A 24,334-nucleotide genomic window follows, 5' to 3' on the forward strand; every position below is an offset into this window, starting at 1 on the left:
TGCCAATAACACTGTGATTAAAGAATACAGTTTTGAAGGAATCTGGTTTAGCAAAACGGTTTCATCCCATTGTCTAATTACTGCTATCGCGATTGTTTTATTTCTTGATTAGCAGCGGTTGAGCAAGCTACGCATTATTGTTTTGAACGGTCATCGGTTGTCACTGCACTGTCAGAAAGCATCTATTGAGTGTAAAAAATATCAAATACTCAAATTTGAGATACCTTTAAAGCCCGTTATTCTGAAATATCCTACATAATGGTTATTTATATCTTGCCGACGTAATAAACTGGTCAAAGCTTTCACACCAGATGATAACGGTGTCGTATTTAGCCGCATCAAACCCTGTTGGAAGAGTGACAGTAAAGCGATCGAAACTTTTGACATCACCAACCTGAACCATCTGTTCTTTTTGCGCTAAAAAATCTGCTTCGACTTCAATAAAGGTTGGCGAAAAATATAACTTGTAGTCGGGCCCAGGAGCCAACTCGCCAACAAAGGCAACTTCATCTTGGCTGATGGAAAGTGAACCTTCTCCCCAATGTAAAAAATCACTATCTTTGCGATCTTTTTGAAAACTCGCAGTATAAATAGCCTGCGTGGTGATACTTTGCACCTTCTGCATCGTAGGAGATGGAGGTTGAGTGAGAATGGGCAACGCATAAATTCCTAATGCGAAGCCCAATGCGATACACATCGTGTGTGTTAGCAGCAGCAATATCCTTTTCATCCTGACACTCACTTGAAAAACTCACTGCTATAAATGTACATGATCTTTAATGAAATATCATTGTTGAATTAGATACTTATTGGTAATTAAGAGCTGTTTTCTCTGCCAATGTCACAATAACTTTTACCGCTTGCTCCATTCCCTCTATCGAAACGAACTCATGGATGCCATGAAAGTTGTAACCACCGGTGAAAATGTTAGGGCATGGCAGGCCCATAAATGATAATCGCGCACCATCCGTACCACCACGAATTGGCTTAATCTGGGGCTGAACATCACACGCAATCATCGCTTGTTTCGCTAACTCTATGATATGCGGATACGGCTCCACTTGCTCTTTCATGTTGAAGTAGCTATCGGTTAACTGCAATTCAACTGAACCGTGCGTTAATTGACTGTTCAACTCGGCAACTTTTTCAATCATAAATTGTTTACGAGCCGCTTGCCCTTCACGGTCAAAGTCTCGGATGATGTAGCCCAGCTCGCTACGCGCAACCGACATACTCGCGGACTTCAGATGGTAGAAACCCTGATAGCCATCAGTGCACTCAGGAGTCTCGTCACTTGGCATCATCATTTGGAACTGAGCAGCAATGTTCATTGAGTTGACCATCTTGTCTTTTGCTGTTCCAGGATGAACATTGACACCATGACAAATAACATCAGCACTGGTCGCATTGAAGTTCTCAAATTCCAGCTCACCGACCGGACCACCATCAATGGTGTAAGCCCACTCGGCCCCGAACCTTGCCACATCAAACTTGTCAGCACCTCGGCCGATCTCTTCGTCCGGCGTAAAGCCAATACAGATCTCACCGTGAGGGATTTCGGGATGGGCGATAAGCTCCGCCATAGCAGAAATAATTTCCGCAATGCCTGCTTTATTGTCTGCCCCAAGTAACGTTGTCCCATCTGTGGTAATCAAGTTATGCCCATGTAATTGATGCAAATCGGGATATTGAATTGGAGAGAGTATTTGGTCACCTTTGCCTAACGCAATATCGCCACCCTGATAATCTTCTACAATCTGCGCTTTTACATTCTCACCTGAAGCATCAGGTGCAGTATCCATATGCGCGATAAAGCCAATCGCTGGAACAGGATAATCTACGTTACTTGGCAGCTTAGCCATTACATACCCATTGGAATCGAGAGAAACATTACTTAAGCCAAGTTCAATCAATTCCTGTTTAAGAAATTGAGCAAAGGTCATTTGTCCTTCGCTGCTTGGACAGGCAAGATGGTTCGGATTTGATTGAGTATTAAAAGTCACATAGCGCAGAAAACGTTGTACCAATTCATTCATAAATACATTCTCTTATAATTTAAGCCTTACTCATAACGAGCTCTCATCGTACGCCTTCTTAGCTACAAGGCTTTGCTATAAATCATTTTTTTCGTAATAACTAGCGAATACAAAAAAGCCCGAAGAGCATAGCTATTCGGGCTTAAAAATATTCAAGTTGCAGGATTAAAGCAGAATAAAGATACCTGCTAAACATGCACTCATCAGGTTAGCTAATGTGCCAGCAAGCACAGCTTTAATGCCTAAATTGGCTACTTCAGCGCGTCTCTCTGGCGCAATAACGCCGATTGAGCCCAGCTGGATTGCAATAGAACCAATGTTAGCAAAACCACAAAGTGCAAAAGTAATGATGACTTGGCTATGCTCTGAAAGCAGAGCTTTATGTTCAACAAAATCAATGAACGCAACAAATTCATTCATTACGATCTTCTGACCAATGTATGAGCCAGCCATCAACACTTCATTGGAAGGAACACCTATAACCCATGCGAGTGGCGAGAACAAATATCCAAACAGTGCTTGGAGCGTAATGCCACTAAAGCCAACCAACTCTCCTAGGCTTTCAAGACCCGTGTTCACCATTGCAATCACACTGACAAAAGCTATCAGCATAGTACCCACCGCAACAGCCACCTTCATGCCATTCATCGCACCACTTGCTAGTGCATCAATCACATTACTCTCTTGCGCTTGATCCATTTCAATATTTGATTGGTCGATAGGAGTATCGCGTTCAGGCACAATGATTTTTGCCATCATCAAACTACCTGGTGCAGCCATAAAACTCGCGGCAATCAGATATTTTAGCTCCACTCCCAGACCTGCATAGCCACCGAGCACACTCCCTGCAACAGACGCCATGCCACCAGCCATAACCGCAAACAGCTCAGAACGAGTCATTCGAGAAAGAAAAGGACGAACTAGAAGAGGAGACTCACCTTGAGAAAGAAAAATGTTACCCGTTGCCACCAAAGATTCTGCTTTACTGGTGCCAAGGAATTTTTGAATACCGCCACCGATGAACTCGATAACTTTTTGCATAATGCCGAGATAATAAAGTGCAGAAATAAGAGCACTGAAGAAGATGATGATAGGAAGAACGCGAACAGCAAAAATGAACCCAGTGTTGGCTAGATCACCAAATAGGAAGGCTATCCCTTGGTCTGCAAAGCCCAATAAGCTCGATACGCTGCTACTTAAACTTGTTAATGCTGCCTGTCCCCAAGGGAAGTAAAGCACTAACGCTGCGAAACCAACTTGAAGTAACAGAGCACGGGACACTGTTTTCCAGTTAATTGATTGGCGACTTTCCGACAGTAATACTGCACACAAAAGCAGGGCAATGACACCGATTAAGCCAAATAAAACATTCATTAAAAATTACCTCTACAAGCATTGAATTGGTAGCTGGTCCGGTCCTTGGGGTCATTCACCATTCCCTGTGACGGCTTGTATTGGTAGAGCTGTTATTCTCAACCGGGCGGAAAGTATAGCGCCACGAATGAGAGTTTCATCACATATTTTTACGCAAACGTTCAAGTGTTCAATGTATGACCACCCTGCATATTTGGGACACCTATTGCTCGCGGTAAACTTCGTCTTTGCCCTTGTCAACATACGCACTTAAACACCTACAAAGTTGGAACCAAACTCTCAATTCCACTATCAGGGCATCACAATTATTGGCCAAAAACTGGCGTTATATCATTTGGCACCTAGTGTTAAATAACAAAGCTTAACGTACCTTTGGTATGACAATTAAGTTCACTACAACGTCATAGGCGAACCTAGCTAACACAACTAAGGCTTTCCCCCGCTCATGCGGGGATTTTTTTGGCTCGTAAGGAAGGATCGTATAGCATTTTTCCTCCCAACCGCTAGAATACCCGCCCTACTTTGATGTCTGAGAGACTATATGCAACGCGATTACACTTACAGCAGTCTCACTCAAACTTCTCGTGAAGAACTTGAAGAATTGAGCTTGAAAATGATTCATCGTCTTATTCCTGAAGAATCAATGACAGAACTGTTTACGTTTGAGCAAGATGAGGCCGAAGATCAGGATAAGCTTCAAGAAGCTCAGTTTGACGCAATGCTAAGAATGAACGCTATCGCACTGAGCCAACTGCCAGCATTGTTTGAAGAATCGGACAATAAGCAGCAAAACATCATTCGAATGCAGCGACTACTGCTGTGGCATTTTTACACAGTATCGTTCCATCTAGAGCGAGCGATTCCACTTGAGACTCACTGTAACCACGTTGAGATAATCCTCAAGGAGAGCCCTCAAAACGCACTCGAATGGGTAACGACACTCACTGACTTACTGCGTCAATACGCTCAGATTGCACAATCAAAATGACGATACTAGAAAGGATGATCTGCGAGTTGCTGACTCTCTTCTAGCATCTGTTGTGCAACATACTGGTGTGTCGCTGTTGTCGGATGGGTTACGTCCCAAAACACAAACTTATCCGAACCTTGATAAGCACACTCAGAGCGCAAAGGATGGTTGTACAAATAGTCGACGGATGAAGAACGATTAATATCGAGACACGCTTCACTTGCGTTAACAAATCCATGCGCTTGAGGATCGGCAACCAAGCTCTCAAACAAAGCATGAGTATCATGCAAAGTAATGGTGTACCCCTGTGCAGTGTAGTACGCCACTTGTGCTTTTATGAATTGATTCATCTCCACAATCTTCGCGCGAATTTTGTCAATTTCTTCTTGGGTAGAATAGCGAAACTGAGGCGCACGTGTTGCGTCTGGTAACGTCATTAACAAGAGGTGCTTCGCCCCAGCGTCGGTGAGTCGAATCAGTGCCTCTGCATAATCAGATTTAACCTCTGCGACACTTCGGTTGTAATTCATGAAGTCATTCAATCCAAACTCCAAGGTAAATAGCGTATTTTCAGGCCGGTAGTTTTTCGCTAACTTCGCGTAGGTTAAATAGGATGTGACCTGATCCCCGACGCCCGTTAACGCAATGTATTGGTTCTCACCCGCAGCCCCACCGACCGCCCAGTTGTAAAGAGGTAGATTCTTCGCTTTAGCAATGTATTCCGTCCAAACAAACCCGTTTGAAAAATGCCCCAAGAACCAACTGTTCGGGTTAGGGAAACGCCACTGCGAGGCATTAAAAATATTACCGGTATCCGATAAGCTATCGCCAAACGCAATCATCTTGTTGATTTGCTGCGGCTGAACAACAGGGTCATTGCTCCAGATCGAATGGTTATATGAGAAACGATTGTCGGCCGCATAGTAAGTAATATCGGCATTGTCATTCGCTAGATCCAATGTTTGTTCGCAACGTTGTTTAATGATGCTGTGGGGAGTGTCGGTATAAAACATGTTTTTAAACGACACAGAGCTCCACCAATATCCATTCAAAGTGAAGTAACTTCCGTCAGGGTTTTCAGCCCACTCCCAATCCGTGCCAGGGTCATCTTTGGAATAGCTGGTTCGATACCAACATCGCACATAAGTATAAGTTTGCTTACCCTGTGCACTGACAACCTGTGCGGGAGAAATCATCTCAGGGGTAATCAACTCTTCTGACGCCGAAGCAAATGCAAGTGGCAGCAAGGCACTCATTAGTGTCATGGTTCTTTTCATAAGATTCTCGTTATTGTAATTAATGAGAAACGCTCTCATCTAAATACATTTTCAGACTAATTACTCCAATGAGTCAAATGCAAGAACATTCCTACACCCAGCTTTGTAACCAAGATCTATTTTCAATAGATTTAGTAAATATATCCCACTGCCCCAAAAATAGAATATTTACTCAAAATTAGTAACTAGAAAAGCAGTCTTTCACTACTAAATAATTGCTTTATAAGAATATATAAGCACCATCATTGTTAACGGAATGTGTTGTTTTGAAGATCTTTTGTTCAGTTTTACCGATTCAGGACATAAATGTATTGGTATTTTCTGACAACTAAGCATAGCTATATTGCTCATTCACATTTTTGTTGAATGAGAACTAATTAATAAAAAGTGAATAAAATTGTCTCAAAAGGAATAAGACAAAATGCATCACAAAACAAATACAATCAAAGGTTTGTTTTCAACTACTGCGGTTGCGGTAGTGCTAACACTACCAACGTCAGCATACGCTTCTTTAACTGGGTTCGACGAATCCAAACTACCCACCAAGTACATCGTTAAGTTCAAAGATGACCATACCGCTCTTTCTTCAATGAGCAGTAGTCCTTTCTCCGGACCACGAATCGTACAAGAATCGGTGTTAGAACAACTCAACGCCAACAAAGTGGAAAAGCTAGGTGACCAATCGATATACAGTATCGAAATTGACAACACAAAAGTAACTCGGTTGAGTAATCGTAGTGACGTCGAGTATGTCGAGATTGATCCACCTCGCTACCTTTTGAGTGAAACGGTGCCATGGGGCTACACCGCCGTAAACGCTCAGCTTCTTGATGACGCAAACGCGGGCAATCGCACTGTGTGTATCATTGATTCAGGTTACGACTTATCACACAACGATTTAAGTGGAAACCGAGTCTCTGGAACAAATGACAGTGGGACAGGTTCTTGGAGTGCTCCGGGTAACAACAATGCCCACGGCACTCACGTAGCGGGGACCATTGCAGCAATGGCGAACAACGAAGGCATTAAGGGCGTGATGCCAAATCAAAACGTTAATTTGCATATTGTTAAAGTGTTTAACGAATCGGGATGGGGATACTCCTCTAGCTTGGTTAAAGCGATTCAAACCTGGTGCTAACGTGGTCAATATGAGCCTAGGTGGCAGTCAGTCCAGTGTTACTGAACAAAATGCACTACAACGCATTTATGACCAGGGGGTACTGCTGATCGCTGCAGCAGGTAACGACGGCAATACCGCACACAGTTACCCTGCCTCCTATGACTCAGTCATGTCGGTCGCTGCAATAGACAATCAAAATGCGCACGCGGCGTTCTCACAAGCAACGGATCAAGTTGAGATTTCTGGTCCAGGTGTGGCGATCTTGTCCACAGTTAAGGTCGGAGAAGGTAAACTTTCAGACATCCAATTAGACGGTGTCAGTCAATTCGACCGCGGTATCGTCCCACATAACCGCTTAGTACAGCGTTCGGGCAACTATCAATTTGAGCCTGTTGCTGGTTCAGTTACTGCATCTCTTGGTATTTGTGACACCTCCAACGGCCGTTTCACTTGCGCAGATATGACTAACAAGATTTGTCTGGTTGAACGGATTGGTAACCAAGGTTCGGGAAGCTATCCAGAAGGTGGTCAAGTCATCCTGCATGACAACACAGGTGGCAGTTCAAATAACATCCAGAACAGCTATCAAGTTGACTTTACTGGCTTTGAGTCAAAAGGTGATTGGCAGCTAAAAGCTGTTGATAGCGCGAGACGAGATGTCGGTACAATTAATCGCTGGTCACTGACTTTTCCATAAGGAGTTCAAGTCACTATGGTAAATAGACTCATAACATGTTCAATACTGTTGATGATGGGGATCACAGGCTCGGTACTCGCCAATAGCCAAGGTTCCCCTTTCTCAGGCAATAAAGAAGAGACTATTGAGAAAGCACCAACAAGGTACTTTGTTAAATATCTTGACGGCCAAGTGGATGAAGCTCGTAAGGCAATCACTGAATATGGCCTCAACATTGTTGATGAGCTACCTAATGACCAAGTATTTGTGATTGAGGGAGAGTCCAAACACGTTGAAAAACTGATGCAGAGCTCTTCGATTGAATACACCGAACCCGAGCCGATAAGAAAGCTATTGGCTCAGTAATGACAAAGGCGAACATCCGTTCGCCTTTGCTACTTTTCCACGCCTAAGTCACGAACAAAACCACTCTCTTCGTAACCATGCTCTCTTACGGTATTAAAGCTTCCAGTGAGCGGTGTAAATGTCTATGACCGACTTTTAAATTTGTCTTTGTCGATCGCGTGTTTTTTCATCCTTAAATAGAGTTTTTTCCGCGGAACTTGCAGGTAATCAGCGGCCTCACTCACTCGCCCCGAATGCAAAAACAGCGCATCTTCAATTACACCTTTTTCAAAATCATCCATCAATTCATCAAGCGGTAACTGCGTTTCAGCTTGGGTATAGAGTTTTTCTTTACCCGTTAATTTAATGATCCCTACCGCATATAGCTCAGCTATATTTCGTAATTCACGGACATTTCCAGGCCAAGTATGACCTCTGAGTATCGACAAGTAGTTCGACTCCACTTTAGGGAGCAGTTTACCCAATGTCTTACAGCTCTTTTTGAGATAGTGATGAAATAACACCGCTATATCGTCTGGACGCTGTCGCAAAGCTGGCATTTCTATCACCCCCTGATTGAGCACGTAATAGAGCTCGGGAATTAACTGCTGTTTAGCGATGAGTGTTTCTGGATCGCAGCCTAAAATAGCGATCACACGTAACGGCCTACCCTCTCTCTCGTTGGCGATCAGCCTTTGAGCCAGAAACCGTTGGCACTCTTCCGAAAGTAACTCCGCACTATCCAGCATCAGAGTTCCTTCTTTAAACTCAGACAGCAGTTGAACCAATTCACTTTCCATCATATCCGGCTTTGCTTGAATGACTTCAAAGGCATCCCCTTTCTCTGACATTGAGTGCAATAGATGCGCAGCAAGGTGCCTACCAGTTCCTGATTCACCCCAAATAACAACATGATTCTTGAGTAAGGCAAACTGGGAAATAAGGAGACGAATTTGCTCCAATTGCGCCGAGCTCCCCACTAAAGACTTATCAATCGTGGCGACCATCGCATGTTTTTGTTCAATAAAGCTGCGCCGTAAATCTAAATGCTCTTTGACCATTTCCAATAGTGCCGCAGGATTAATCGGCTTCTCAATGAACTCGCACGCCCCTTTTTTCACGGCATCCACCGCCATTGGGATATCGCCATGCCCAGTAATCACAATGACCGGAATACGTTCATCAATTTGTTTAATTTTCTCTAGTAACTCCAGCCCATGAATCTGGGGCATGTACATATCCAACAACACTACCCCCGCCCAATCAGGGGTGAGAAACGGTGTCGTCAATGTAGGGTCAAGGAGTGGCTTCGCCGAAAGTCCAGCGATATCCATCAGATGCTTATAGGAATCCAAAACATCTTGGTCGTCGTCCACTAATAGGATCGAGTAATTAAGATTTTGCATGTAGCAATTCCAAAATAACTAACGCGCCTTTATCTAAGTTGGACGCTAAATATATCTGCCCAGAGTGTTTTTCCATCAGAGATTTGCTTATGTTTAGCCCGAGCCCCAAACCCACTTCTTTGGTCGTTGTGAAGGGCGTAAAGAGTTTATCAATGATGCTAAAATCAAACCCGTTACCGCTATCAAATATTCCGATAGCATGATGTGTGTGAGTCTCGTAAACCGCATGAATAGTGATTTTTCGCTTCTCTCCATTCTGCTCATCAATAGCATCACAGCTATTCACCAACAGATTGACAAGTACCTGTTCTATGGCGAGAGCGCTCCCATGCACGGTAAGGTCTGAGGTCAATTGGTTATCAATTTCGACCATTTGTCTTCTTGCTTTTGCGATCACGATGGTCATCGCTTGATCTGCGATATCTTTAAGATTTTGCGTTGCCGCTGGCTGGTCATCGTCTGACTTTTTCGCAAAGCTCCGTAGGCTGGATATGATTTTCCCCATCCGCATAGCCAAGCCTTCGATGTAACCAAGTGACTGATCGACGCCTGCAAAATTACCCGCTTGCGATGAAATTTTGGCACTATACAAATAAGTAGACATTGCATTGAGCGGCTGATTTAGCTCATGCGCCATACTGGTCATGGTTTGCCCTACCACTGCCATTTTGGCTGCTTGTATCAACTCACCTTGTGTTTGCTTTAGGTGCCGTTCCGTCCGCTCGCGTTCAACGATTTCCTCTAACAAGCGATGATTTTTCTCTCTTAAATCTGATGTTTTATCCGCGACACGTTGCTCTAGCTCCCTAGCATTCAATTCTTGCTGGGTAATATCAGTGATCGTAACGATCACTTTGTTGAACTGACCATGTGAAAACAGATGGAAGTCAAAATGTAGATAGCAGGTCTGCTCATCTACAACACATAGGGTAATCTCATCATGCCCATCTCTAAATAATGCTCCATTGCGTTGGAACACTGCGGCTAAGACACGTTGACTGCGATTTTCGAACGAATCCCAAATCAACTTCTTTTCCACCTCTCCCTGAAACGCCAGTAGCCTGCGCGCGCTGAGATTGGCAGACTCGACATATCCCGCTAAGTCACAGGTCAATAAACTCGCAGAGGTGTTGTTGATCAGACTCATCGCATTGGTACGCTGAATCTCTTTGACGCTGACGCCATACTCAATGAGTTTTTCACTCAGGCGACCAATCTCATCAGCCCCATCAACTTGAATAGGATGACTTAAATCGCCTTTTGTTATCGCATCAATACTCGAACTTAATGCCGTTAGACGAGCCACGATGCGGCGATTAATAAAATAGTAAGTGAGGAACAGCGACATCACTATCGATACACTGAAACAAACGATAAGAACATGGTTCCCATAGGAGACAAGGCTCGTCGTTTGCGCTTGTACATTGATAAAGCTGTCATCGGCCTCTTGTACAATCAAACCAATCTGCTGATGAATATCACTTAGCTGTTGGTCAATATTGACCTTTAACAGATCAATACGTTGGTTTAACGCTACCTTATCTAACACTTGATGGTAGAAAACACCTTGCGGGGCAAGTAATGTCGCTAACTCTTGAATTAACTGCTGGTACGCTATGGTTGAAGGTAGGACAAAAATGGCGGCACTATTGCTCACCAAATCATCCAATTTGTATTGGATTACCTTGGTCGCATTGTGGACCTCACCAAGTTGCTGCGCCTGAATAACTTCACTGGTCATAGCGAAGACATTCGACTCCAGATCTAATACATGCTGAATCGCTCGTAATTGATCCAAGGCGATATTACGCTCTTCGCCCGTTTCATCACGTCGGATCAACCAATGCAACTCTTGACGTATCGGTGTGAGTTCAGAACGAATATCTTGATGAATCCAGTTGATCTGCTCTTCTAATTTATTCACTCTGCGACTTTGTTCAATCCGCTGAAGCACGAGCGCACTGTACTGTTCTAATGTTTCATCAAGAACTCGGTAACGCTCAGAAAGCATTTGAGTTTCGTCGTTTGACATATCCCCAGAACCTATGCGATTCAGAGTAAGATTGATGGCTTCAAGCTGCTCAGAGAGTTCTGCGATTTGTCTGTTCAACTCAACTTTGTTATTTAGACGAGGCAGCAGTTGAACTCGATAGCGTATCTCACTACTTCGGCTTTCTAGTAAGTAACTGGTATTGTATTTCGGCACACTATTGTCGAGCAATTCACTCACTTGCTCATCGAGTTGATTCCACGTTAGCCATGCAACAATACTCACTACCATCAGTAAAAGCGTTGAACCAGCAAAGGCCAAAATCAACTTTGCGCCAATCGTACTCCACTTAGTCATAGCGATAACTCTACTTGAATGGCTTTCAGGGTATCCGCCACCTGAAGCAAATTATCCTCAAACTTAACCCCGAAACGATAACCAAACTCTGCCAATACTGCTTGTTCCAATCCGCTTGAGGCTTGATTTGAAGCATCTTGTTCAGCAATGGAGTTCGCGATCGAACGGACTTCTTCCTCTGTCATCGGGATTAGGAAAAGTTGCTGTTTTAAGTGAGAGACTCTCGTACTCAATTCAGGGTTCGACGCAGTGATTGACTCAAGCTCTGCAAGGCTGTGCCAAAGATCCTGTAACTCTGGTAGACGCTTAGTTATCGCTTCATCGAAAATGATATTAACCAGCTTTTCTCTTTTCATTAGTTTTTCCAAATTAAGAGGCGGATTCTTCTCGCTATACAACGAATCATCTTTAATCGAGTGCTTGGCAAAGTCACTGTTGACCATACTATCTTGGACACGTTTGGATAGGAGCAGCGTAATAAAGCTTTGGGTTGATTCATTTTCTCCTGAGTTTTTTAGCACCCCAATATAGGTTGGCATTAGCGTAAAATCTGAATCGTATCCAAAGCCAACATGCTGAAACTGTTTTGGTAACACTAACGCATAACTATCGATGGTTGGTCCAACGCCAAATTGTCCTTTAGCTACATAGTCAGCGACACCAAAGCTGCGAGACGAAACAGTACCAAGGTTGGCTCCAACATTTAAAATGATTGCCCAACCTTTTAACCACCCATGTTTGGCTAAAATACTTTCTATCATCATTTGTGTCGTCCCCGAACGACTTGGCGTACTCATCGTAATGTGACCAAAGTACTCAAACGCAACCAAATCTATAAATTGATTTGGGATTTGTAGCTGGTTAGCTTTTAGGTAGTCGTTGTTCCACACTAGCCCTGCACCAGAGTAGCCCACGCTGACTACTTTATTTCGCTTAGGCAAGACAAAAGGCACCAACCACTCGGGCATTTCATTACTATAAGACACGCTTGCTAACTGGTTACGCTTAAAAAGTTCCTCCATTAAAAATGGCGATGAACTAAGTACGACATCGACATCTTGCATGTAACTTTTGTTTAGTAGTTGAATCGCTGACTGTGTTCTTCTATGAATCAGCTTTATATCTACCTTGGGATTCCTTTGTTTATATTCCGACATTAACTTCGCGATTGGCTCGCTCGAAAAGGTAGTGAGTACCACCAATTGATCTTGATTTGCCAACGCATATGGGCTGAACCAAAACACGCCCAGCCCTATCTTTGCCAATCGCCTTATAAACACTTTTGCTAATCCCACTTCACAAAATCCCCTAGAAATGTGCGTCAATTCAAAAAGTGACAAACCAACCACTAAATTCATCCCCAGTTGAATGGGTCACTGCTGACGCAATTAAATCTCTCAATAGCGGTAATTCTATCAACTTCGTTACCAACAAAATGGTCAAAAGTGTCTCTTTTAACCCTTGCCAATCTTTAGTTTGAGTCATTTTTGCCTCAAAAGTAGCCTTTTGAGCCAATTCACCTCCTTCTGCATCATGCTGACGACAACTCATTAATCGTCACACATATTCGGAGTGAAACATTTATGTTCAATTTCTTTAAAACACGCCCGGACTTACCTTTGTCCGATAGCTCCAAAGAGGCTATGCAATCCCGCTTTAAGAGCTTCCAATGGCAAGTATTCCTTGGTTTGGTATTTGGTTACGCTGTTTTCTACGTAGTTCGTATGAGTTTAGGTGTCGTGAAGAAACCTATGCTAGATGCGGGCATCGTCACCATTGAAGAACTCGGTATTATGGGTTCAGCCTTTTTCTTCACCTACGCAATAGGTAAGTTTTCGAACGGCTTCCTTTCTGACTATGCCAACATTGGCCGCTTTATGTCGTTCTCACTACTATTGTCAGGCGCGACAGCCGTCATCATGGGCTTGAATACCGCTGGTTTCTTCTTTGTTCTGCTTTGGGGTTTAAACGGTTGGTTCCAATCGGTAGGCTCAGCACCTTCATGTGTATCTCTGTTCCAATGGTTCTCGCCTAAACAACGTGGCTCGCGTTACTCAATATGGGGTGGCTCACGTAACATAGGCGAAGGCATTACTTGGATCCTAACCGCTACACTCGTGAGCTACCTTGGCTGGCGCGCTGGCTTCATCGGCGCAGGTATCGCAGCAATCGTAGCAGCACTATGTATGTTCTTTATCCTTAAAGACCGCCCACAAACTTACGGTTTACCAGATGCTGCGACGGCTTTTGATGAAGAACCAGAAATCAAGAAGAAAAATGATCCTAAAGAAACACGTCGTGCTCAGCTATTTGTATTAAAACAACCCGTTGTATGGCTTATCGCTGCGGCGTGTGCGGCAATGTACGTCTCTCGTTATGCGATGTCTTCTTGGGCAGTACTGTATCTGCAAGAGGTAAAAGGTTATTCGTTGATTGACGCCGGTTTTGCAATGTCTACCTACCCTATCGCTGGTCTAGCAGGGGCAATTTTATCAGGCATCGTATCGGATAAAATCTTTAACGCTAACCGTCATATCCCGACGCTACTATACGGATTGGCAAATATCGCGGGTATGTGTCTAATGTTCTTTGGCCCCGATAACCGCATGGTTGATGCGGTAGCCCTAGGCTTGATCGGTTTCGCTATCGGTGGTCTGGTCGTATTCCTTGCTGGCCTCACAGCTTGTGACCTGATGCCAAAGAACGCTGTTGGTGCGGTAAAAGGCTTCATTGGATTGTTCTCTTACATGGCGGCATCTGCTCAAGAAATTATTTCTGCAAAGCTCATTACCATCACAGAAATCGACGGTGTTTCTAAGTACGACTTCTCTCAAGCTCAATACTTCTGGCTAGCGGCAGGTGTGCTGTCACTTCTGCTTGCGTTAACTGTTTGGAACGCGAAGAAAGTCGTTGATATCGACGAGGAAACTCAGCCTAAATTAAAAGCTAACGTTGCCAACTAACAACGAACTTGGGGGAGTTCGCTCCCCCTTTGGCTGGCGATTGACATTGACTTGAGGTGACGTACTTATCTGGCTCCTAGAGATGGTACCCCCTTCCCCATCAAACGAATGTTGACCACCAGCCGCCCCCCTTTTGATTGTCCATTTTCGGTTATGTTGTTAAAGGTAAGGTTATGAATAAAACTAAAATCGTCGCGACACTCGGCCCCGCGAGCCAAAGTGCCACTGTGCTAGAAGAGATGATTCTCGCTGGCGTTAATGTGGTTAGGTTAAACTTTTCACATGGCAATCCCACAAACCATATCGCGGCCGCAACCAATGTGCGCAACACAGCACGAAAACTTGGAAAGCACATTGGCATTCTGGTTGACTTGCAAGGACCTAAAATCCGCATTTCTGGATTTAAGAATGGAGCAGTCCGACTTGAACAAGGCGCAATATTTGCCCTAGATAGCACGCTAGATTCACAAGCGGGTGACGAGCAGCGAGTAGGCCTTGATTACCCTCAGTTAATTAAAGATCTCTCTGTCGGAAATGTACTTCTGCTTGACGATGGGCGCATTCAGCTCGAAGTTGTCCATATTGACGAAGCTGGCACGATTGCAAAAACCAAAGTACTAAACAGTGGAATCCTATCCAACCGCAAGGGGATCAACTTATTGGGCGGTGGGCTTTCTGCCCCTGCTTTAACTGACAAAGATAAACAAGATATCGAGACAGCCGCGATCATTGACGTTGACTTTTTAGCCGTATCCTTTCCACGTAATGCGGACGACCTCCACTATGCTCGAGAAATCGCTCGCGCCACAGGCTGCAATGCACAAATTGTCGCTAAGGTTGAACGTGCTGAAATTGTCGAAAATCAGCAGACCATGGATGACGTTATCATCGCTTCTGACATCATTATGGTCGCTCGTGGCGATCTTGGCGTCGAAATTGGAGATGCTCGCTTACCTATTGTTCAAAAAGCACTTATCAGCCGTGCGAAACATTTTGGAAAACCCGTAATCACTGCGACTCAAATGATGGAGTCTATGATTGATAATCCTCTACCAACACGAGCAGAAGTAATGGATGTGGCGAACGCTGTTATTGATGGAACCGATGCGATTATGCTATCCGCCGAGTCCGCGACAGGTGCCTATCCGGTTGAAACCGTAAAAGCGATGGCTCGAATTGCACGTGGTGTTGAACAAGAAATTGAATGCTCAAGCAGTTGCTGGGACAAGGTCCAACAGCTTTGTAGCAATAGTAGTAAGAGCTTCGCTGTTTCTTCTGTTTTGTTCGCGGCCAAATCACAACAAAACTTAGGCGTAGCGGTATTCACCAACAGTGGTGAAACCCCACTGCTTATGTCACGTTGTCATAGCCAAGCGATGATTTGGGCACTAAGCGACAATGAAAAGTTACTTTCTCGTCTATCTATCTTACGTGGTGTTCAACCTGTATTTGCTTCGATAGACGAATCCGATGCCACCGCATCGGTTTTGGAAATCCTTGCAAAGCCGATCAAAGATCACCAACTGCAATCACTGTTAATTTCTCGTTTTGAGTCCGTTGAAAACGCGGGTGATGTCAACATTAGCCGTCTGATTCCCATTCTAACTAAAGAAGCCATTGCAGCTTAATTATTAAATTCTCCATTAACATTAGTCACACCCACTCCTTGCTCCACAGGGAAACTTAGGGATTTGGCCTACCCTTGCGGTAGGTCTTTTTTTATGCAAACAAAAGCGCCCCAATCGGAGCGCTATTCTTAGTTTATTGGGTTATTCCCAATCAAGGATTACTTTGCCAGAAAGCCCGCTACGCATAGCGTCGAAGCCTGCTTGGAAGTTATCAACTTTGAAGTGATGAGTGATGATTGGCGTGAGATCTAGGCCTGACTGAATCAATGAAGCCATTTTGTACCACGTTTCGAACATTTCGCGTCCGTAGATACCTTTAATAACAAGACCTTTAAAGATAACTTGGTTCCAGTCAATACCCATATCTGATGGTGGAATGCCTAATAGGGCAATACGACCACCGTGGTTCATTGTTTGTAGCATTGAGTTGAACGCTGAAGGTACACCAGACATTTCAAGGCCAACATCGAAGCCTTCTGTCATACCAAGTTCAGCCATCACGTCTTCAAGCTTTTGCTCTGCAACGTTAACAGCGCGAGTCACACCCATCTTACGAGCAAGATCAAGACGGTATTCGTTTACGTCCGTGATCACTACATGACGAGCACCTACGTGCTTAGCAACCGCTGCTGCCATAATACCGATAGGGCCTGCGCCGGTGATCAGTACGTCTTCACCAACTAGGTCGAAAGACAGTGCTGTATGTACCGCGTTGCCAAATGGGTCAAAGATTGACGCAAGGTCATCAGAAATCCCTTCAGGGATTTTGAATGCGTTAAATGCTGGAATCACTAGGTACTCAGAGAACGCACCTGTGCGGTTAACACCAACACCCGTTGTGTTACGACATAGATGAGTACGTCCACCACGACAGTTACGGCAGTGACCACAAGTAATATGGCCTTCACCAGATACGCGGTCACCGATTTCGAAGCCACGGACTTCTTGACCAATGCCAACCACTTCACCCACATATTCATGACCTACAACCATAGGAACCGGAATGGTTTTTTGTGACCACTCATCCCAGTTGTAGATGTGAACGTCAGTGCCACAGATAGCGGTTTTCTTAATACGGATCAGAAGATCGTTATGACCAAGTTCAGGCTTGTCGACCTCAGTCATCCAGATGCCTTGTTCAGGCTTTAGTTTTGATAGTGCTTTGATTTTCATTATTTGATGATCTCCATGTCACGACCCACTTCGATAAAAGCATCGATAGCGCGATCTAGCTGCTCACGAGAGTGTGCTGCTGACATTTGTGTACGAATACGTGCCTGACCTTTTGGTACTACAGGGAAAGAGAAACCGATCACGTAGATGCCTTTCTCTAAAGCGCGCTCTGCAAACTCGGCAGCTACTTTGGCATCGCCTAACATGATTGGGATAATTGCGTGGTCTGCACCACCCATAGTGAAACCAGCCGCTTCCATACGTGCACGGAAGTGTGCGGCGTTTTCCCATAGGCGGTCGCGTAGATCACCACTCTCTTCAAGCAGGTCAAGAACGCGGATAGAAGCGTTGACGATTGCTGGTGCAACAGAGTTAGAGAATAGGTATGGACGTGAACGCTGACGTAGCCAGTCGATCACTTCAGCTTTACCAGAAGTGTAACCGCCTGAAGCGCCGCCCATCGCTTTACCCAGTGTGCCTGTGATGATGTCGATGCGATCTACAACATTGTGGTACTCGTGAGTGCCTGCACCTGTTTTGCCCATAAAGCCTACAGCGTGCGAATCATCAACCATTGTCAGTGCGCCGTACTTTTCAGCAAGGTCACAGATGGCAGGAAGATTAGCCACCACACCATCCATTGAAAAAACACCGTCAGTCACAATCAGGATGTGACGAGCGCCAGCTTCTTTTGCGGCGATTAGTTGCTGCTCTAGCTCTTCCATATTGTTGTTTGAGTAACGGAAACGCATAGCTTTACATAAGCGAACACCATCAATGATTGAGGCGTGGTTTAGCGCATCAGAAATGATAGCGTCTTCTGCACCTAGAATCGTTTCGAACAGACCAGCGTTCGCATCGAAACAAGAGGTGTATAAGATGGTGTCTTCTTTACCCAAGAACTTAGAAAGCTTTTGTTCAAGTTCTTTATGGATGTCTTGAGTACCACAGATAAAACGCACAGATGCCATACCAAAGCCGTGAACGTCCATACCCTCTTTACCTGCTTCGATTAGAGCAGGATGATTTGCAAGGCCAAGGTAGTTGTTCGCACAGAAGTTAAGCACTTCTTCGCCGGTTGAGATTTTCACCGCAGCGGCCTGTTGCGAAGTGATCACACGCTCTGATTTATAAAGGCCTTCCGCCTTTACTTCTTCAATTTGCTGTTGGATCTGTTGGTAGAATGCAGAAGACATTTCAAATTCCTTCCTAGTTATTATGATTGTTAGCATATCGCGTATCGATTGCCTTGAGCGCATTGCTAAAGACTAAAATCTGCTGTCTTAAGTGTAATTCAAGCACGTTGTTTCCATTATCCCGTTGAGCGGAAAAACATTATTGAATTTGAGGCACAAATTGGACGCTTTTGTGATGACCGCCGCTCAGGATCACGCTAAACTCCCCCATCATTGCCATTAATGCACTCCACTATGAAAAACACCAAACTGATCGCCCTACTCCCTGACTTAGCGAGTTTTATTTTAATCGTTGACGAAGGAAGCTTTACCGCTGCGGCGAAACAGCTTGAGGTGACGCCTTCAGCGCTAAGTAAACTGGTGACTCGATTGGAGACCTCTCTATCGGTGAAACTGTTTGAACGCACGACGCGCAAGCTGATCATTACCCGCTCAGGTCAACAGGTTTATGATCAGGCAATGGTCATGGTTAACGCCGCCAAGCAAGCCGTTGAACTTTCGACTTCAGATCATCAAGAAATGTCGGGGGCGTTGACCGTTGCAGCACCCGAAGCGTTCTTAAACTCGGTGCTTCAGCCTCACGTTGTGCCTTTTCTCAAGCAATACCCGCACATTCAGCTCAAACTCCGCGCTGCGGATGGCGAAATAGATTTGATCCGCGATGGAATTGATGTCGCTTTCAAACTCACCGATAAGCCAGATGAGAATTTGGTATTGAGAGAAGTAAGTAAAACTAACTTAGTGCTGTGTGCAAGCCCTGAATATGTCGAACAGCGAGGGATGCCAACCCACCCAACAGAGCTGGTAAAACATGACTGTTTGTACCTAGCAGAAACCGACCGTGACCATATCTGGGACTTTTTTAAAGAAGACGAGTACCACTCAGTACCCGTTAGCGGACGCTACGCAGTTAACCACTCACAAATGCGATTGACAGGGGTTAAGAATGCACTTGGTATCGGCATCTTCCATGACTTTGTTATCGCCGATGCGATTGCGCAAAACCAAGTCGTTCCAGTCTTGCCAGACTGGACAATCAAAAGCAACTACCATGGGGCAATAGCAATTCAGTACCCACAAACCAAGTACATGCCCGCTCGTTTACGTGGATTCATCGACTATATGACCGAGCAACTGAGTCAAAAATAATCGTTACCCCTGCCAATGGGAAGCAGAGGCTGATCACCACATCACCGCACCCGTGATTGAAACTGGCGTGAGTCTGAACCGATTGGCGACCGTCGCTTCTGAAGCCGCGATAAACTGCGTCACTCTGGCTTTGGGATATTGAGCAATAACGGCTTGCATCTGCTTCGACACAGATTTAACCGTCTCTTCCGGAGTAACCGTTAAAATTTCGCCGTAACGAAAATGTTCAATCTCATCATCAAACAGCATCACTATACCAGTGAGACTTAGCATTAACATAAACGGGATAACGAATAAGCCAGCATAGAAGTGCCAACGCCAAGCGAGGAAATAGCGTGCTTTAGCGTTTTTCTTTTCGATGGATTGCTGACTTTTTGATGAGCGTGCGTGTTCCTTAGGTTGAGTCTCAAACTGACTACCCAGCATTATATTTTCCTTTTTAAGACGCACAGCGTCGCACCTCGAATCATGTCGAGGCTAATCACTGAGCATTAACTTTACTTAGTGGCTTTAAGCCTAATTATTATGAGATATCGATAAAGTTGGAAAAAAGAACCGCGGGCGGAGCGCGTGGGATAGCAAATTGAAAACGTTCACTTAGAGCCAAATAAGTGTACGAATCCATCGTCGCTAACGTCGAACTTCGTGCGTGTTGGGGTGTTGGAAGAGAATCCTGATGAAAACTGGAAAAGTGACTAAATGGACAAGGTTTGCTGTGTTGGGTTTCTACCGTACCTTCTTCAACTTGAACCAGCTCAAAACCATTGATAGTACAGAGCGTCGCCCACACCCCGGCATTGGCACCATGGGCGTTTATAACAGGCATCAATGTCACAAGCACCCAGCTAAGGGCACTTGCGATTAACATGCTTCGCTTAAAATAAGACGCTCTGATCATTGTCACTCTCAATAGTTAGAGCGCAAATATATAACCTTCTGCTAACAAACTCAGTAACCTACGATAAAAAACCTAACATTGATCATGGTTTTTTACCCTTACAGTATGGCCTTGAGCCTTTTAGCCAAATAGCTTGCTCCAGATGCTTGGATTACGCTTATCATGATACTCAACACGTAAATCATCGACGCGTTTTAGCTCCGCTTTGGCCGCTTCTAAGTTACCAGCCTCTAATTTCGCCTCAATAGAGTCCAACGCAACAGAAAGCTTATTAAAGCCTTCAAGGTAAAGATCGGTTTTCTCTGGCGGGTATTCACCCCGTTTCGACTGATCGATTAACTCCGAGAGATTAGCAACTGCGGATTTCATTTGGGTGATTTCCTCTGCCTGAGCGGCCTGTTTGAACTCGACTTTCATCTGTTTCATGGTCGCTTTCAAATCGAAATCACTCGCAAACACTTGAGCTGACATAACTAAGGCGAATACAGGAACCAATTTTTTCATTGTATTTATTCTTTATTTCGGGGAAATGAGGACAAAGTGTACTGAATTTATTCCGCACACATAAGCGTAAATTTGTATCAACTTATAACGGTTTAAAGTCTTCGATAACCTCGCGACCACGTAACGCTAAGAAGTCTAAAAACTGCCGTTCACCCAGTTCAACAACGACATTAGCCTATCAACTCTCCCCTGTTTAAGTCCACCGAAACCCACTCCTAAAGGCTTTCAATAATAAAAACATCAATATGAAGTAGTTTTTTTGCATCATCGCCAGTTTGTTCAATACTTAGAATGTACTTGCTACTGGACAGATCATGAGAAAGCGTCGTTACTCCCTAAGTATTCATATCACTACTCTATTTCTGGTTCTCACGACATTAGTGGACTCGGTTCTTATTGCCATCAGTTACCGACATGCTCAGGATTTGTTAACCGGAAGTGCGAAAGAACTCAGCAGTGAAAACGCTCGACAGCTGGAATCCACGTTCCAGGTCAAAGCGGGGCCGATTCTTACCACTCTCGATTTTATGGCGATGAGTAGATCAATTGATGACCATTAGGCACCTGAAAAACATCAACTTTTCCTCGCCTCTCTCCATTTGATTTTTCAACGCAACCCAGGAGTCGTCGCACTTTTCTATGCTAACGATTCTGGTGACCTCACACTGATTCGCGCCCTTAGAACCAATGGCGACAGAGAACGATTTGATGCACCAGACAAAGCCGCGCTGATGATCAACACGACCAATCCGTCTGGTCTCAATCGTTTTACCTTCCTTGATGGCAGTTTCCGTAATGTTGGACAGCGCCAAAGCAATGACAATAAATTTGATCCACGCACTCGTCCGTGGTTCTCCAATGCAGACCTAGATGGCGAAATACGACTCACTGAGCCATATTTTTTTTACTTCCTGAAGACCAACGGAGTTACACTATCGCGTCGTTCGCCGGATGGTCAGAGTGTCGTTGGAGCAGATTTCACCTTAACTTCGCTGTCTGAACAAATCAGTCGAATGGGACATTCGGAAAATACCAAGCTGACTCTATTTGACAATAAATTCAACATATTGGCCCATCACAATGTTGGCATAGAACAGAGTGGCGACGGCCGCCCCAGTGTTGATTTACTCAAAGACAGCGTATTTAGAACCGTCATCAACCGTAGTTCGAGCCAAATCATTTACGAAACGCTTGAGCACGATGACCAGAATTGGTCAGTGACGTTAACGCCAGTTAGCTTAAACAACAAAACCCGTTTGTTACTCGCTGAAGCGACACCTCAAGATGATTTGCTCTCTTCATTGCTGTCAATGCGAGATAAGCAAGTTCGAGTCGCGGTCGCAATGTTGCTGATGAGCTTTGTTGTCGTTTGGTTAGTGGTACAACGTTTGGCTAACCCGCTTCAGGCATTAGTGAGGCAGACCGACAACATCGCCCGTTTTGATTTTAAAAAGACTCGTTACACCAAAAGTGTCATCAAAGAAGTGGCCAACCTCACTCAATCTATCGAGTTGATGGAGCATACACTCTATGATTTACTCATGCTGCTTCGAGATACCGCCAGCAATCAAGATTTCGCAGTACTCGCTAAAACGATCGCCCATCAAAGTTTTTTAGTCACCAAGGCAGAAACTATCGTTCTCTTTACTCGCGATGACAAAGCAAACTCGCTGCTACCGTCAGCAAACCAAGCCATTATTCCGTTCAAAATCGATATCAATCAGTTGATTCAATCTACACCTTGGGTCAGCACCGACTTAGCAAAAGGCGATATTGTCCATCTCAACCGCGAAGATAACGTACTGGCGAAGTACAGAGAAATCCTCTATAACTCCGACATTTACCTATTCCCACTCCACAATCGGACTCATGAACTGATCGGTGTACTGCTACTTGGTTATGAACGAGCCATCACCCCTGAACAATCAGATAAACACGCATTCCTCAAAGAACTGCTCAGTTTTGGCGCATTGGCAAAAGAGAATGTCGACCGTATCGAACAACAAAAAGAGATGCTCACCGCGTTTGTTGAGCTGATTGCTTCTGCCATTGATACCAAATCGCCGTACACCGGTAGTCACTGTCAGCGTATCCCTAAACTGACTGAAATGCTGGTTAAGGCTACCGAGCAAGATAACAGCTATTTTCCGCTGTTTAAGATGTCGAAACAGCAGTGGGAAGAGTTGCATCTCGCCTCTTGGCTGCATGATTGCGGTAAAGTCACCACGCAAGAATACGTAATAGACAAAGCGACGAAATTGGAAACCATATACGATCGGATCCACGAAGTCCGGATGCGTTTTGAATTGCTCAAAGCGCAAGCTGAAATCGACTATTGGAAAGCGCTATCTGCGGGGGGAGACGACAAGCCGTTGAAAGAAACGTTGACCCGTAAACAACAGCAACTCGATGATGACTTTTACTTCATTGCTGAATGTAATATCGGTGGTGAAAATATGAGTCAGGATGCTCTAGAACGCCTCAAGAAAATCAGTGCCTATAAATGGACAAGGACGTTAGATGACCAAGCTGGTGTCTCATGGATAGAAAAACAACGTGCCGGAAAGCCTAGCGATTTACCCGTTGAAGAGTCAATCCTCGCCGACAAACAAGTGCATCTCATTGAGTGGCAGAGTAACACTAAACCACAGGATTTTTGGCAAGAGGAGTTTGTATTGGTACCAGGCGATTGCCGATGTCTTTGAAGCTCTGACTTCAAGCAATAGGCCGTACAAAAAAGCCAAAACTCTATCTGAATCTGTAGAAATCATGACGGAGATGGCAACAACGGGACACATTGATCCTAAGCTATATCTGATTTTTCTTGAACAACACATCGATCAACAATACGCAGAGATGTTTTTATCACCAAATCAGTTGGGTGAGATTGACCGTGGAGCACATATCAAAAGAGTGAAAAGCTTCCTAAAATCCCATTTCTAAACACTCCAACAATTTGCGAACCAAATTAGAGTAAATACGTCATTTTTGTCTCTAAACGCAAAAACATGCTCTAGCTATAATTTTCAACAAGTTAGCTCACCAATGAGTCAATATTTAATCGATTGCCCTCTCAAAGGTTGATGTATATCAAAGAGTCATGGACAATACTCTGCCATCTGAACATTCAGCACCGTTTTTTGGCGTCAGCGTGAGCTGGCAGATTAAACAAGTGGCACGCTTTATATGGCTTTTGCCTATCAGTTTAATAGGCAGGACCGATTTTATAATTTGAGGTGTCGTTGATAGTGTTGGCTTACTTTAATGCCAGC

The 24,334-nt window shown here is 44.5% G+C and carries 17 protein-coding genes and 3 pseudogenes; 7 read left to right on the plus strand and 13 right to left on the minus strand.

What is annotated here, in order from left to right; translation table 11 throughout:
* Window positions 1-262: 262 nt before the first annotated feature.
* The 3 genes from DA100_RS13415 to DA100_RS13425 all read right to left on the minus strand — a co-directional run bounded on the left by DA100_RS13415 (window position 263) and on the right by DA100_RS13425 (window position 3,410).
* Window positions 263-730, minus strand: a complete 468-nt coding sequence (locus tag DA100_RS13415) for a DM13 domain-containing protein (RefSeq protein WP_138972607.1) — start codon at window positions 728-730, stop codon at window positions 263-265.
* A 76-nt stretch (window positions 731-806) separates the two neighbouring features.
* Window positions 807-2,036, minus strand: coding sequence for a peptidase T (pepT, locus tag DA100_RS13420; RefSeq protein ID WP_138972608.1), 1,230 nt, complete (start codon window positions 2,034-2,036; stop codon window positions 807-809).
* Window positions 2,037-2,201: 165 nt separating this feature from the next.
* Window positions 2,202-3,410 carry a NupC/NupG family nucleoside CNT transporter gene (locus DA100_RS13425; protein ID WP_138972609.1) on the minus strand — a complete coding sequence of 403 codons (1,209 nt, stop codon included), beginning with the start codon at window positions 3,408-3,410 and terminating at the stop codon, window positions 2,202-2,204.
* 541 nt (window positions 3,411-3,951) lie between these two features.
* Between DA100_RS13425 and DA100_RS13430 the strand changes: the two genes are divergently transcribed.
* Window positions 3,952-4,398, plus strand: a complete 447-nt coding sequence (locus tag DA100_RS13430) for an exoribonuclease R (RefSeq protein WP_138972610.1) — start codon at window positions 3,952-3,954, stop codon at window positions 4,396-4,398.
* 5 nt (window positions 4,399-4,403) lie between these two features.
* Here the strand turns inward: DA100_RS13430 and DA100_RS13435 are convergent, their stop codons facing one another.
* Entirely contained in the window at window positions 4,404-5,657 is a 1,254-nt protein-coding gene (locus DA100_RS13435) for an SGNH/GDSL hydrolase family protein (RefSeq protein WP_138972611.1), read from the minus strand.
* Window positions 5,658-6,078: 421 nt separating this feature from the next.
* Between DA100_RS13435 and DA100_RS13440 the strand changes: the two are divergent.
* Window positions 6,079-7,441 (plus strand): annotated as a pseudogene (locus DA100_RS13440) (S8 family serine peptidase); the annotation flags it as partial.
* Window positions 7,442-7,489: 48 nt separating this feature from the next.
* The gene (locus DA100_RS13445; protein WP_138972612.1) at window positions 7,490-7,819 is read left to right on the plus strand and encodes an ATPase; all 330 of its coding nucleotides are present in this window, start codon (window positions 7,490-7,492) and stop codon (window positions 7,817-7,819) included.
* 122 nt (window positions 7,820-7,941) lie between these two features.
* Here the strand turns inward: DA100_RS13445 and DA100_RS13450 are convergent, their stop codons facing one another.
* From DA100_RS13450 to DA100_RS13465, 4 genes are read right to left on the minus strand one after another with little or no spacing between them, the layout of a single operon-like run.
* Entirely contained in the window at window positions 7,942-9,204 is a 1,263-nt protein-coding gene (locus DA100_RS13450; protein ID WP_138972613.1) for a sigma-54 dependent transcriptional regulator, read from the minus strand.
* Window positions 9,191-11,551: an ATP-binding protein gene (locus DA100_RS13455; RefSeq protein ID WP_138972614.1), complete on the minus strand. Its 2,361-nt coding sequence runs from the start codon at window positions 11,549-11,551 to the stop codon at window positions 9,191-9,193. Before DA100_RS13455 ends, DA100_RS13450 begins: the two co-directional genes overlap by 14 nt.
* Window positions 11,548-12,909 (minus strand): ABC transporter substrate-binding protein, encoded by a 1,362-nt coding sequence (locus DA100_RS13460; protein WP_138972615.1) that lies wholly within the window; start codon window positions 12,907-12,909, stop codon window positions 11,548-11,550. Before DA100_RS13460 ends, DA100_RS13455 begins: the two co-directional genes overlap by 4 nt.
* Window positions 12,878-13,066, minus strand: coding sequence for a hypothetical protein (locus DA100_RS13465; protein WP_138972616.1), 189 nt, complete (start codon window positions 13,064-13,066; stop codon window positions 12,878-12,880). The genes DA100_RS13460 and DA100_RS13465 overlap by 32 nt, the downstream gene beginning before the upstream one ends.
* A gap of 68 nt (window positions 13,067-13,134) precedes the next feature.
* Here DA100_RS13465 and DA100_RS13470 point away from each other — a divergent pair, with 68 nt between their 5' ends.
* Both DA100_RS13470 and pyk read left to right on the plus strand, forming a co-directional pair.
* Complete coding sequence (locus tag DA100_RS13470) at window positions 13,135-14,514, plus strand: MFS transporter (protein WP_138972617.1); 1,380 nt, start codon at window positions 13,135-13,137, stop codon at window positions 14,512-14,514.
* Between the two features lie 173 nt (window positions 14,515-14,687).
* Window positions 14,688-16,142: a pyruvate kinase gene (pyk, locus tag DA100_RS13475; protein WP_138972618.1), complete on the plus strand. Its 1,455-nt coding sequence runs from the start codon at window positions 14,688-14,690 to the stop codon at window positions 16,140-16,142.
* Window positions 16,143-16,283: 141 nt separating this feature from the next.
* Here pyk and tdh read toward each other — a convergent pair whose 3' ends face one another.
* Entirely contained in the window at window positions 16,284-17,315 is a 1,032-nt protein-coding gene (gene tdh / locus DA100_RS13480; RefSeq protein WP_138972619.1) for an L-threonine 3-dehydrogenase, read from the minus strand.
* On the minus strand, window positions 17,315-18,511 hold the full coding sequence (locus DA100_RS13485; RefSeq protein WP_138972620.1) for a glycine C-acetyltransferase: 1,197 nt from the start codon (window positions 18,509-18,511) through the stop codon (window positions 17,315-17,317). The genes tdh and DA100_RS13485 overlap by 1 nt, the downstream gene beginning before the upstream one ends.
* 234 nt (window positions 18,512-18,745) lie before the next feature.
* Between DA100_RS13485 and DA100_RS13490 the strand changes: the two genes are divergently transcribed.
* A complete protein-coding gene (locus tag DA100_RS13490; RefSeq protein WP_138972621.1) occupies window positions 18,746-19,660 on the plus strand; it encodes a LysR family transcriptional regulator in 915 nt (304 codons plus the stop codon).
* 75 nt (window positions 19,661-19,735) lie between these two features.
* Here DA100_RS13490 and DA100_RS13495 read toward each other — a convergent pair.
* The 3 genes and pseudogenes from DA100_RS13495 to DA100_RS13505 all read right to left on the minus strand — a co-directional run.
* Window positions 19,736-20,086, minus strand: a pseudogene (locus DA100_RS13495) (PepSY domain-containing protein); the annotation flags it as partial.
* 97 nt (window positions 20,087-20,183) lie between these two features.
* Entirely contained in the window at window positions 20,184-20,558 is a 375-nt protein-coding gene (locus DA100_RS13500) for a hypothetical protein (protein ID WP_138972623.1), read from the minus strand.
* A gap of 120 nt (window positions 20,559-20,678) precedes the next feature.
* The gene (locus DA100_RS13505; RefSeq protein ID WP_138972624.1) at window positions 20,679-21,062 is read right to left on the minus strand and encodes a cytochrome b562; all 384 of its coding nucleotides are present in this window, start codon (window positions 21,060-21,062) and stop codon (window positions 20,679-20,681) included.
* A 314-nt stretch (window positions 21,063-21,376) separates the two neighbouring features.
* Here DA100_RS13505 and DA100_RS13510 point away from each other — a divergent pair.
* Window positions 21,377-24,005 (plus strand): annotated as a pseudogene (locus DA100_RS13510) (HD domain-containing phosphohydrolase).
* The last annotated feature ends 329 nt before the right edge of the window (window positions 24,006-24,334 follow it).

The sequence above is a fragment of the Vibrio sp. Hep-1b-8 genome (genome assembly GCF_006124995.1).
Taxonomy (GTDB): domain Bacteria; phylum Pseudomonadota; class Gammaproteobacteria; order Enterobacterales; family Vibrionaceae; genus Vibrio.